General features: G+C 61.3%; 11 protein-coding genes. 4 read left to right on the top strand and 7 right to left on the bottom strand.

All coding sequences use genetic code 11. The annotated features are described in order from the left end of the window. From ACA062_RS12420 to ACA062_RS12400, 5 genes are all read right to left on the bottom strand, one after another. Positions 1-723, bottom strand: a complete 723-nt coding sequence (locus ACA062_RS12420; protein WP_128869505.1) for a MotA/TolQ/ExbB proton channel family protein — start codon at positions 721-723, stop codon at positions 1-3. A gap of 80 nt (positions 724-803) precedes the next feature. Beyond that, positions 804-1628 (bottom strand): energy transducer TonB, encoded by an 825-nt coding sequence (locus ACA062_RS12415; protein WP_497456623.1) that lies wholly within the window; start codon positions 1626-1628, stop codon positions 804-806. Positions 1629-1676: 48 nt separating this feature from the next. Next, positions 1677-2702, bottom strand: coding sequence for an ABC transporter substrate-binding protein (locus ACA062_RS12410; protein ID WP_497456622.1), 1026 nt, complete (start codon positions 2700-2702; stop codon positions 1677-1679). Positions 2703-2739: 37 nt separating this feature from the next. Further along, positions 2740-3540: an ABC transporter ATP-binding protein gene (locus ACA062_RS12405; RefSeq protein ID WP_497456621.1), complete on the bottom strand. Its 801-nt coding sequence runs from the start codon at positions 3538-3540 to the stop codon at positions 2740-2742. 1 nt (position 3541) lies between these two features. After that, positions 3542-4426: an ABC transporter permease gene (locus ACA062_RS12400; RefSeq protein WP_497456620.1), complete on the bottom strand. Its 885-nt coding sequence runs from the start codon at positions 4424-4426 to the stop codon at positions 3542-3544. Positions 4427-4809: 383 nt separating this feature from the next. Here ACA062_RS12400 and ACA062_RS12395 point away from each other — a divergent pair, with 383 nt between their 5' ends. Further along, positions 4810-5898, top strand: coding sequence for an LLM class flavin-dependent oxidoreductase (locus ACA062_RS12395; protein WP_497456619.1), 1089 nt, complete (start codon positions 4810-4812; stop codon positions 5896-5898). 452 nt (positions 5899-6350) lie between these two features. Here ACA062_RS12395 and ACA062_RS12390 read toward each other — a convergent pair whose 3' ends face one another. After that, entirely contained in the window at positions 6351-7145 is a 795-nt protein-coding gene (locus ACA062_RS12390; RefSeq protein ID WP_497456618.1) for a class II aldolase/adducin family protein, read from the bottom strand. A 122-nt stretch (positions 7146-7267) separates the two neighbouring features. Continuing rightward, complete coding sequence (locus tag ACA062_RS12385) at positions 7268-8173, bottom strand: LysR family transcriptional regulator (protein WP_497456617.1); 906 nt, start codon at positions 8171-8173, stop codon at positions 7268-7270. Positions 8174-8403: 230 nt separating this feature from the next. On the opposite strand from ACA062_RS12385, the gene ACA062_RS12380 reads away from it, so the two are divergent. From ACA062_RS12380 to ACA062_RS12370, 3 genes are all read left to right on the top strand, one after another. Then, positions 8404-9012 carry a cysteine dioxygenase family protein gene (locus ACA062_RS12380; RefSeq protein WP_497441261.1) on the top strand — a complete coding sequence of 203 codons (609 nt, stop codon included), beginning with the start codon at positions 8404-8406 and terminating at the stop codon, positions 9010-9012. Beyond that, positions 9009-10592: a rhodanese homology domain-containing protein gene (locus ACA062_RS12375; RefSeq protein ID WP_497456616.1), complete on the top strand. Its 1584-nt coding sequence runs from the start codon at positions 9009-9011 to the stop codon at positions 10590-10592. The genes ACA062_RS12380 and ACA062_RS12375 overlap by 4 nt, the downstream gene beginning before the upstream one ends. Before the next feature lie 183 nt (positions 10593-10775). Continuing rightward, positions 10776-11645 carry a TauD/TfdA dioxygenase family protein gene (locus tag ACA062_RS12370; RefSeq protein WP_497456615.1) on the top strand — a complete coding sequence of 290 codons (870 nt, stop codon included), beginning with the start codon at positions 10776-10778 and terminating at the stop codon, positions 11643-11645. Positions 11646-11851: the final 206 nt, after the last annotated feature.

Below are 11851 nucleotides of genomic sequence, written 5' to 3'. Positions count from 1 at the left end.
TCAGGACGCCTCCTTGACTTTCTGCCCGGCGACTGTGGCGCCGGACTTGCTCAATACCGGGTGCAGCAGCACGCGGAACGCGTTTTTCTGCGCCAGGCTGTAGAAGTCGTGGGCGAAGTCGTCGAGGTCGGCGGCGGTCAGCTTCAGGCGCCGCAGAAAGTAGTTGTAGACCAGCACCGCCGGCACCGCGACGGCGATGCCGACACCGGTGGCAACCAGCGCCGCGCCGATCGGCCCGGCCACGGTTTCCAGGCTCGCCGAGCCCGCCGCGCTGATGCCTTTCAAAGCCGACATGATGCCCCAGACGGTGCCGAACAGGCCGATAAAGGGCGAGGTGCTGCCGATGCTGGCGAGGATTGCCAGGCCGCTTTCCAGCGAGCGTCGTTCACGCACGATCTGCTGGCGCAGGGCGCGTTCAAGACGGTCCTGGTGGTTGATCGACTGACTGAGGTCAGTGCCCGGCTGATCGCTGACCTGGATCGCGGCGTAACCGGCCAGTGCCACGCGAGCGGCGGCGCCCGGTTGGCTATGGGCCAATTCAGCGGCGGAATCGAGACTGGAGGCGGCCCAGAAGTGTTTATGAAATTTGCGGTCCTGGGTCTTCAGGCGGGTGAACTGCACGCCCTTGAGCAAGGCCAGGCCCCACGTTGCGACAGAGAAGATGATCAACAGCCAGATGACGGCGTGTTCGATGGATTCGAAGGGGGATGCAATCAGGTTCATTTCAGGCTCTCCAACAAGGCAATGGATCGGTTGTAGCGATGCGCCTTTTGTCAGGTGGCCCGCGGTGCTGTTTATGGGGGTTATTTGATTTTGAAATCGATGGGCACGCTGACCCAGCCGTCCTGGGCGACATCACCCTGCTTGGCCGGGACGAAACTCCAGCGTTTGACTGCAGCCAGGGCGGCGTCGTCGAGTTGATCGCGGCCACTGCTTTTCTGGATCTGGATGTCGCCGGGTTTGCCGCTGGCCAGGACATGCACCCGCAACAACACCGTGCCTTCCCAGCCGCGACGCATCGCCAGAGACGGGTATTCCGGCGCCGGGTTCTTCAGGTAACCGGCGCTGGCCGATGCCGGGGTTACCGGTTTCGGTACCGGGGGTGCGGGGGGCGCTGGGACGGCGACCGGTTGTGGCGGCGCAGGGGGTGCAGGCGGCTGCTCCACCGGCTTGGCCACAGGTTTAGGCACCGGTTTAACCACGGGTTTTGGTTTGGGGACGGGTTTAGGTGGCGGTGGTTTCACAGCCAGCTCATCCTCAACCGGCGGTGGCGGTTCGACCACGGGTTGGGGAAGCTCGGGCGGTGGCGCCGCTACAGGTGGTGGTGCCGTCACCGGGGGTGCCGGCTGCGAGAACTCGATGGTCATCGGCGGAATCTCCGGTGGCACCACGGGTAATGCCGGCGGCGGTGTCTGGTTGACCCAGACAATCACCGCGCCATGCAGCACCAGCGCGAACACCCCCAACAAGACCCCTTCGCGGCGACTCAACACACGCTTGGGCGTGCTGTGCAACCGCGATAACGCCAGGGGTTCACGGAAAACCCGGCCAAGGTCGAGCAGCTCGCCACCGGGTGCCGGGTGCCGAAACACCTCTAGGGCACTTGCGGCGCTCTGGACATTGCCCATTCACTGACTCCTGTAAAGATTCAAATTGAACACGCGCCCGGCCCCGGACTAACGTGCCGGTTCCGATTGCGTCAATGTCAACGGCTTCAGCGAAAACACCTGTGCATCCGTCAGCTTTTGCACATCGACCCGATGGGGAAAGATCTTCTTCTCCACAAACAAGTCATCGACCTGCTGCAACGCCTGAACATCCCGCGGCTCGACCGGCAATAACGACTCGTCACCCCAACTGCGCAGCCGCTGCGAGACGTCCAGCGGTATGTCGTTGACCTTGGCGAAGACCCGGGCGTACTCGTCCGGATTCTGCTGCGCCCATTCGAATGCCTTGGCGAATCGCTGCAGGACATCACCGAGTGCCTTGCGTTTTAGCGGGTCGGTCAGGACTTCGTCCGAGGCGGTGATGAAGGTCAGCCCGGTATTGATTCCCTCGCCGCTGATCAGCACCCGCGCGCCCTGCTGCTCGGCAAACGCCTGATAGATACCGAAAGTGGCCCAGGCTTCGATCTTGCCGGCGTTGAACGCGGACAAGGCGTCGGTCGGCAGGACGAAGCCGACATTGACGTCTTTCTCATCGACCCCGGCATTGGCCAGTGCGCGAATCAACAGGTATTGGGAAATGCTGCCGCGGGCTGAAGACACCACGACATTGCGGCCTTTCAAGTCGGCGACAGTGCGGATAGCCGAATCGGCCGGAACCAGGATCGCAATCCCCCTCGATTGACTGCGCCGTACCGCGACGATGCGCAAGGGCGTGCCCCCGGTCGCGGCGGCGAGCACCGGTGTGTCACCGGCCGGCCCCAGGTCGACGGCACCGGCGCGCAAGGCCTCGAATAACGGCGCGGCCCCCTGGAAGTTGGCCCACTCAACCTTATAGTCGATGCCCTCCAGGGCATTGGCTGCCTCGACCACGGTACGCAGGCCCTTGGCTTGATCGCCAAGCACCAGCGTCACGCCGGACAGATCTGACTGGGCGGCGGATGAGGACTTTGACTCGACGGCGTCACCGCACCCGCCAAGCAATAGCGCGACGCCAGACAGCAACAGCATCGCAGATTTCCAGACGCGGATCGGCATGACAGAACATCCCTGTATCAATGGATTGGAAACGCTATCAGCCATGGGCGAAACGCCGGACAGTAGCCTTTGTGGCCTGACGCTCGGTAACCGCTGTGGTTTCCACTTCAACCCCCAGCAAACTCAGGAGCCGTGCGCGGATCGCCTGAAACCCCTCCTGCCCGGTGTCTCGAGCCCGTGGCAGGTCGATCGACAACTGTTCGGCAATCTTGCCGTTTGCCAGCACGATGACCCGATCGGCCAGCAGGATCGCTTCGTCCACGTCATGAGTCACCAGCAGCACAGCAGGGTTGTGTTTGCGCCATAACTCGATGATCAGCCGATGCATGCGAATCCGCGTCAGCGCATCCAGCGCGGCGAACGGTTCATCGAGCAGCAGCAACTTGGGCTCGCGCACCAGGCCACGGGCCAGCGCCACCCGTTGCGCTTCGCCACCGGACAGTGTGGCCGGGTAGGCTTCGAGCCGATGGGCCAGCCCCACTTCAGTCAGGGCCTGCACTGCGCGCGCCTTGGCGTCGGGAATGCGCAACCCGAGAATCACGTTCTTCCAGGCGCGCTTCCAGGGCATCAATCGAGGTTCCTGAAACACCGCGGCCCGGGCCTTGGGCACCAGCAGCTGACCACTGTCGATACTGTCCAGGCCGGCCAGGCTGCGCAGCAAGGTGGTTTTGCCCGAACCGCTGGCCCCGAGCAACGCGACGAATTCGCCCGGGGCGATGTCCAGATCCAGGCCATCGATGACCCGCTGCTGGCCGAACTGGCGCACCACGTTGCGCAGCTGTACCGGTGCCGGCGAATGCAGGTTTTTTGCCGCGTCGGAAAAATCGATGCTCGACATATCAGTTCCTCACAAAAGATGGGCGCCAGGCCAGGGCAAAACGTTCGAGCGTGCGGATCAGTCCGTCGATCAACAGGCCGAGGACGCTGTAGATCAGCAGGCAGATGACGATCACATCGGTGCGCATGAAGTCCCGCGCGTCACTGGCCAGGAAACCGATACCGGCGGTGGTGTTGATCTGCTCGACGAACACCAGGGCCAGCCAGGAAATCCCCAGGGAATAGCGCAAGCCGACAAAAAACGAGGGCAAGGAACCCGGCAGGATCACATGCCAGATCAACTCGCGACGATTCAGGCCCAGGGTGTTGGCGGCCTCGATCAACTTGGGGTCGATGTTGCGAATCCCGGCGAACAGATTCAGGTACACCGGGAAGGTGGTACCGGTGACGATCAGGGCGATCTTGGTGAATTCGCCGATGCCGAACCAGAGAATGAACAGCGGCACCAATGCCAGGGAAGGAATGGTGCGCAGCATCTGCATCGGCGAATCGAGGATCACCTCACCGCGCTTCGACAATCCGCTGATCAGCGCGGCGACGACACCGATGCTGACGCCGATACTCAAGCCCAGCAGCGCTCGCTGCAGCGACACCAGCAAATGCTTGCCCAGTTCTCCGGAAACGATCATTGCCCACAGCGTGCCACCGATCTGCGACGGCGCCGCGATGACCCGCTGCGGAATAAGCCCCGCCTGCGAGGCCAGCTCCCACAACAGCAGCAGCGCAATCGGGCTGAGCAAACGCAGCAAGACCTCGGGGGTGCGCCAGTTGCGTACCCAGTTGGGGATCAACCGCGACGCGCCCTGCAGGTCACTGGTGAGGCGTGCAGCCTTATCGACGGAAAACGAGCTACTGGCGCTCGGGGTATTAAAGGTCTTTTCAGTCATCAGGCTTCCTTCCTTATCAAGAACATGGCTCGAGGCGCCACGCGTCAGCTTCGGATTCATGCTATTCGCATAAAAAACCTCAGTGAAATTCTTTTTAGGAATAACCTAATATGATTATAAATCAGATAAAAAATGTGCCAGATAAATTATTTGCATAATTAATGTGCCCAGGCCCCGTCCTTTCGGGGCTGTGGCGTTTGTCGGAGATTAAAATGCGTATTACTGATATCTGATATTGATCAAGATTCATTAATTTAATAATTAACTTAGAACAAAACGGCATTTCACAGGGCCACCCCGCTGCGCCTACTTTCGTCACCACAGACCGACCCCCTGCCAGGTGGAGGCTTGAATCACGCCCAGACAATGACAAGGAACCCAGCATGAGTATTGAATTCATCGGTTACATCGGCGGCCATCACTCTTCGGAAATCCACCCCCGCAGCGGCCCTGTCCTGCAACCCGAGTACGTGGAAAAAGTCGCCCGCGCCCATGATGAGGCCGGTTTCGATCGCGCCCTGGTGGCCTTCCATTCCAACAGTCCGGACAGCACGCTGATCGCCTCGCATGCTGCCAGCGTGACGAAAAACCTGAAGTTCCTCATCGCCCACCGCCCGGGGTTTGCCGCGCCGACCCTGGCCGCGCGACAGTTCGCCACCCTCGACGTGTTCAATGGCGGACGTACCGCCGTGCACATCATCACCGGGGGCGATGATGGCGAATTGCGGGCTGATGGCAGTTTTATCGGCAAGGACGAGCGCTATGCGCGCACCGATGAATACCTCGACGTGGTGCGCCAGGAATGGACCAGTGAAAAGCCTTTCGACTATCAGGGCAGGTATTACCAGGTCGAAGGCGCGCATTCGGCGGTGAAGTCGCCGCAACAGCCGCACATTCCGCTGTATTTTGGCGGCTCGTCGACGGCGGCCATCGAGGTCGCGGGCAAGCATGCGGATGTCTATGCGCTGTGGGGTGAAACCTATGACCAGGTACGTGAAGTGGTGAATCAGGTGCGCGCCGAAGCCGCTAAACATGGCCGCGAAGTTCGCTTCAGCCTGTCGTTGCGCCCGATTCTGGCGGACACCGAAGCGCTGGCCTGGGAACGTGCCGAACGCATCCTGCAACAGGCTACCGCCCTGGCCGAGCAGAACGGCTTTGTCCGTCGCGAACCACCGAACGAAGGTTCCCGACGCTTGCTGGCGGCAGCGGCCCAGGGTTCGCGCCTGGACAAGCGCCTGTGGACCGGGATCGCCGGTTTGCTCGGCGCACAAGGCAACTCGACGTCACTGGTGGGTACCCCGGAACAAGTGGCCGAAGCCCTGCTCGACTACTACGACCTGGGCATCACCACCTTCCTGATCCGCGGCTTCGATCCCCTCGACGATGCCATCGACTACGGCAAGCGCCTGATCCCCCTGACCCGCCAATTGGTGGCAGAGCGTGAGCGGCAAGCGGCGGAGAAAGTCGCCTGAAAGCACTGACTATTTAATGTGGGTGTTCACAAGGATTGTGGCCACCACTGACCCTGTGGGAGCGGGCTTGCCCGCGAAGACGGCGGCACATTCAACATCCATACAAGCTGATCCACCGCTTTCGCGAGCAAGCTCGCTCCCACATTTTGATCACTGTCGCGCACGGATTTTGTGTTCGCCATAGATCCCTGTGGGAGCGGCGGTGCGGCGATCCGACTTGCCCGCGAAGATGGCGGCACATTCAACATCAATGCCAGCTGAACCACCGCTTTCGCTGGCAAGCCAGCTCCTACAGGGGATTTTCAGTGAGCACGACATCGGTGAACGACGCCGATCCCGTGTAGGAGCCGGCTTGCTGGCGAAGACGGCGGCACAGTCAACACCCTTGCTGAATGACCGACCGCTTTCGCAAGCAAGTCGGATCGCCGCACCGCCGCCCCTTCATTCCGGGCTCAGTTCTTGTACTCGATATCCGTGCGCTCCAACTGCCGGATCAGCGCATTCCAGTGCCGCGCCACGCCCGGTCCATCCCCGCTTTTAAACACCTCGGCCTGCTTCTCGACCTTGGTTACCACCTCCGCCGGCGGGAAGATCAACTCGGCGTTGCCACCGGCCTGTGCCGCGATCTGGATATTGCAGGCCCGCTCCAGTCCGTGCAGTTGCTGGAACGCATGCTCGACACTGATGCCCGCGGTCAACAGCCCGTGATTGCGCAGGATCAACACGCTTTTATCCCCCAGGTCAGCCACCAGACGTTCGCGCTCGTCAAGGTCCAGCGCCACGCCTTCGTAACCGTGATAAGCCACCCGCCCGGAAAAACCGATGGCGTGCTGGGAAATCGGCAACAGACCGTCACGCTGAGCGGACACTGCGATGCCGTCGCGGGTATGGGTATGCAGCACCGCTTGCAGGTCCGGCCGCGCTCCATGAATGGCGCTGTGGATCACGTAACCGGCGTAGTTGATGCCCAGCCCCGTCGGGTCATCGACCAGGGTGCCGTCGATGTCCACCTTGACCAGGTTGGAGGCGGTGATTTCGTCGAACAGCAGCCCGAAGGCATTGATCAGGAAATGCTCGTCCGGCCCGGGCACCCGTGCGGAAAAATGCGTGTAGATGTGATCGGTCCACTTGAACAAGGCCGCCAGCCGATAGGCCGCGGCCAGTTTGACCCGCACTTCCCATTCTTCCGGGCTGACGCGCTGGCGAACATTTTTCGAGATGCTGGATAACGGACTGACGCTGCTCATGGCAAAACTTCCTGGATGGCCTTAAGGATTCCAGCCAGCCTATGGGAAGTCAAAAAATAATAAAAAGCACATTTTAATCTAAGCTAATTATCATTTTTTTTTATTATATGGCACCCCAGTCATCACGCCGCACTCTTGATCTTCTGCAGCGATACGGCGACCAGTTTGCCAAAGGCGTCGACCGGCCCTTGCAGGTTGCCAAGGAAATGCGGATAGATCAGCCACAGATCCATCACCGGCTTGAAATCCTTGAGCGGCATGACCGCCAGCTGATCGAAATGCGCGCTGCGCTCGAGCAACGGACGCGGTACCAAACCAAGCCCCAGGCCGTCGGCGACCAGCCCCAGCTGCAATTCGGTGCCGAAGGTTTCCAGATTGACCCGCAGGGCCAGGCCCTGGTCCGACAGGGTGCGTTGCAAGCCGGCGCGGAAACCGCAGCCATCGGGGTTGAGAATCCAGCCACTTTGGTAAACGTCAGCGAGTTTGCAGGGACGCTTGGGCATTTGATCCTTGGCGCACACCACCACCAGCTCCATCTTGCCGATCGACTCGCCGACAATGTTGTCCGGGAAAATCTTGCCCGCCGGGAACAGCGCCGCTGCCGCGTCCAGCTCCCCGCGCTCGATCTTGCCGACCAGTTGACTGCCCCAACCCGTGGCCACCTGGGCCCGCAAGTCGGGGTATTCGAGGCGCAGATGCTTGAGTGCGTCGAGCAGCACCACATCACCGATGGTTTGCGGAACGCCCAGGCGCAACAACCCGGTGGGCGGTGCATCGGTGGCCACCAGTTCGCGCAATGCATCCATTTCCCGCAGGATCAAACGGCACTGTTCATACACCCGCGTACCGATCAGCGTGGGCTTGAGTGGCTTGGTATTGCGGTCGAACAGCTCCACGCCTAACGCCTGCTCAAAGTTCTGCACGCGCCGCGTGATGGCCGGCTGAGTCAGTTGCAGCGACTCGGCGGCATGACTGATGGACTGGCAACGAATCACTTCGACAAAGGCGTCGATATCATCAATTTTCATTTGGCCCGCACATAGAGAACAGTCGATAAGATGTCTGAAAAGCATAGTTCTATTGTTGGGATCTGGATAGTCCGCCGTATTCCTCAGCACCGGTCACTGGCGTCTTAGGTCATGCAACCCGGTATTAATTCCTTTCGGCTATAACCTAATCATTAAACAATAGCATATTGATCTAAAACATTATGCTTAAATCAAAAGGTCAACTTTCAGAACGAACAATGGAAATCGCCATGACCCAGGCCCGACACCCGGAGAGACTCAGAGCATTCATAGGCGCCTTGGCGGAATTGATCGACGGCAACCCCCGCGAGGGTGATCTGCTGCATCGCGGCGGCAAGCTGCTCGCGCAACTGGTCAGCCATGACGACTGGCTGCCCGACGATTTTGCCCAACCGGATCCAGAACGCTATCAACAGTTTTTGCTGCATGCCGATTCACGCCAGCGCTTCAGTATCGTCAGTTTTGTCTGGGGGCCGGGGCAACGCACGCCCATCCATGATCATCGGGTCTGGGGCCTGATCGGCATGTTGCGCGGTTCGGAGTACTCGCAAGGGTTCGCCCGTAACCCTGACGGCAGCCTGGTGCCCGAGGGCCGGCGGATACAGCTGGTGCCGGGTCAGGTCGAGGCGGTGTCGCCGAAGATCGGCGACATTCATCAAGTCAGCAACGCCTTCGACGATCAGGTCTCGATCAGCATCCATGTCTATGGCGCCAACATCGGTGCCGTGCGCCGCGCGGTGTACCAGCCCGACGGCAGCGAGAAACTGTTTATCTCCGGTTATTCCAACGCCTTTCTCCCCAATATCTGGGATTTGTCCAAAGAGAGCCAAGCCCTATGAGCACTGCACCTACCCGCTCCTACTCCGAGATCCGCCAGGCCCTGCTGAACCATGAAGAACTGGCGCTGGTGGATGTGCGCGAAGAAGCCCCCTTCGCTGAGGCACATCCACTGTTTGCGGCCAACATTCCATTGTCGAAACTTGAGCTTGAGGTGTATTCGCGGATTCCCCGGCGCGATACCCAAGTGACCGTCTACGACAATGGTGAAGGCCTGGCGAACATCGCTGTCCAGCGTTTGCAGGACCTTGGCTATACCCGGGTCAGCCTGCTTGAAGGGGGCCTGGAAGGTTGGCGCCTCAACGGCGGCGAGCTGTTCATCGACGTCAACGTGCCGAGCAAAGCCTTTGGCGAACTGGTGGAAAGCCAGCGCCACACGCCATCCCTGGCGGCGGAAGAGGTGCAGGCGCTGCTCGACAGCGAGGCGGACGTGGTGGTGCTCGACGCCCGGCGCTTCGATGAATACCAGACCATGAGCATTCCCACCGGCATCAGCGTACCGGGAGCGGAACTGGTGCTGCGTGCCCGGGAGCTGGCCCCGGACCCGGCCACGCGCATCATCGTCAACTGCGCCGGGCGCACCCGCAGCATTATCGGCACCCAGTCGCTGATCAATGCCGGCATCGCCAACCCGGTGTCAGCCTTGCGCAATGGCACCATCGGCTGGACCCTGGCCGGTCAAAAACTGCAGCACGGCCAATCGCGGCGCTTCGCCCCGACCCGCGAAGAACATCGCCAAGTCGCGGCCAGCGATGCCCGCCGCGTCGCCGACAAGGCCCTGGTGGGCCGCGCGACCCTGGCGGACCTGCAACGCTGGCAACAGGAGCCGGCACGCAGCACCTACCTGTTTGATGTGCGCACCCCGGAAGAATTCGAAGCCGGTCACCTGCCCGCTGCCCGCTCGACGCCGGGCGGTCAGCTGGTGCAGGAAACCGACCACTTCGCCAGCGTGCGCGGTGCACGCCTGGTGCTGGCCGACGACGATGGCGTGCGCGCCAACATGTCGGCGTCCTGGCTCGCGCAACTGGGCTGGGAGGTGCACGTGCTGGATGACCTGCAGCCGGCGCACTTCAACGAAAAAGGTGCCTGGCAGGCCCCGGTCCCCGCGCCGCGGCAGGCCGAGGAAATCAGCCCCGAGACCCTGGCCGACTGGTTGACCCATGGCGACACCGCCGTGCTGGATTTCACCAGCAGCGCCAACTACGTCAAACGCCATATCCCGGGTGCCTGGTGGGTGCTGCGCGGACAACTGCGCGAAGCCCTGGCGAAGGTGCCGACGGCGCAGCGCTACGTGCTGACCTGCGGCAGCAGCCAGCTGGCACGCCTGGCGGTCGCCGAGGTCGAGGCGCTGACCGGCAAAGCGGTGTTTCTCCTGCGTGGCGGTACCGCCAGCTGGATCGCTGCACAACGGCCACTGGAGGAAGGCGAGACTCACCTGGCCTCGCCGCGCATCGACCGTTATCGCCGTCCCTATGAGGGCACAGATAACCCCCGCGAAGCGATGCAAGCCTATCTGGACTGGGAGTTCGGACTGGTCGAGCAACTGGCCCGCGACGGCACCCATGGCTTTTTTGTGATCTAACCGCCGGCTTCCGGCGGCCTTTGTACCTGTGGGAGCGAGCTTGCTCGCGAGAACACCAAGAGCGCCGCCGGGCATCTGGTTTTACGCGTTATCGTTCACGACCTTCGCGAGCAAGCTCGCTCCTACACACATCCGACCCCTCTCCAGGCGGAGGCTGAACCCACAACCGAGAGGATTTACATCATGTCCGCTGTCTTGCACCACGCCCCTTCACACGTCACCCAAACACTGCAGGTCACCCGCCTGGAACCCACCATCGGCGCGCAAATCGCCGGCATTGATCTGCGCCAGCCGCTGACCCCGGCGCTGCGCGACGAACTGCGCGGTTTGCTGCTCGAACACAAAGTGATTTTCTTCCGCGACCAGGCCATCAGCACCGAACAGCAGATCGCCTTCGCTCGCGAATTCGGCGAGCTCTATGTGCATCCCACCACCCAGCAGAACGACCCGACACAACCGCAAGCACACCTGATCCAGGCCCAGGACGAACGCAAACTCTACGGTCCGCGGATCAGCGGCCGTTGGCACACCGACACCAGCTGGCTGTTGCAGCCCACCCTCGGCGCCGTGTTGCGCGCGGTCGACCTGCCCCCGGTCGGCGGCGACACGCTGTGGGCCGACACAGCTGCGGTCTATCGCGCCTTGCCCGACGAGTTGCGTGAAGAAATCGATGACCTGCATGTGGTCCACGACTTCAAGTCGTCGCTGGACAAGGTCGGCTATGACTACCCGATCCTGGCCCACCCGCTGGTGCGCACCCATCCGGAAACCGGCGAGGACGGCCTGTTCATCAACTTCTCGCAAAACCCTTCGGTGATCGGCTGGACGCCGGAGAAGAGCAGGCAACTGATCAATCGCTTGCTGCTGGAGTTCAACAAGCCAGAACATCAGGTGCGCTTCAAATGGCGGGAAAACTCGGTGGCGTTCTGGGACAACCGCTCGACCCTGCACTACCCGGTCTGCAACTACGGCGACTACCCGCGCCGCATGGAACGGGTGCTGATCGCTTATGACGACATTCCTCATCGGGTAAGGCGCGCCAACGCGGCCTGATTCCACCTCTGGAAAAGAACTGGTAACCCCTAATGCCAGTCAGCCAAGCGCAGTCCCTGTGGGAGCGAGCTTGCTCGCGATGGCGGCGGGTCAGTCAATATTGATGTTGACTGATCAACAGCCATCGCGAGCAAGCTCGCTCCCACAGGTTCCGCACCTTGACTGACTGATATTGCTGGCAACCCCTGCTATTCGCGAACCCTCGC

It is taken from the genome of Pseudomonas sp. LBUM1679, from assembly GCF_059695565.1.
Note: the sequence above shows the minus strand (reverse complement) of the source record. Positions and strands in the feature narration are given on the sequence as shown.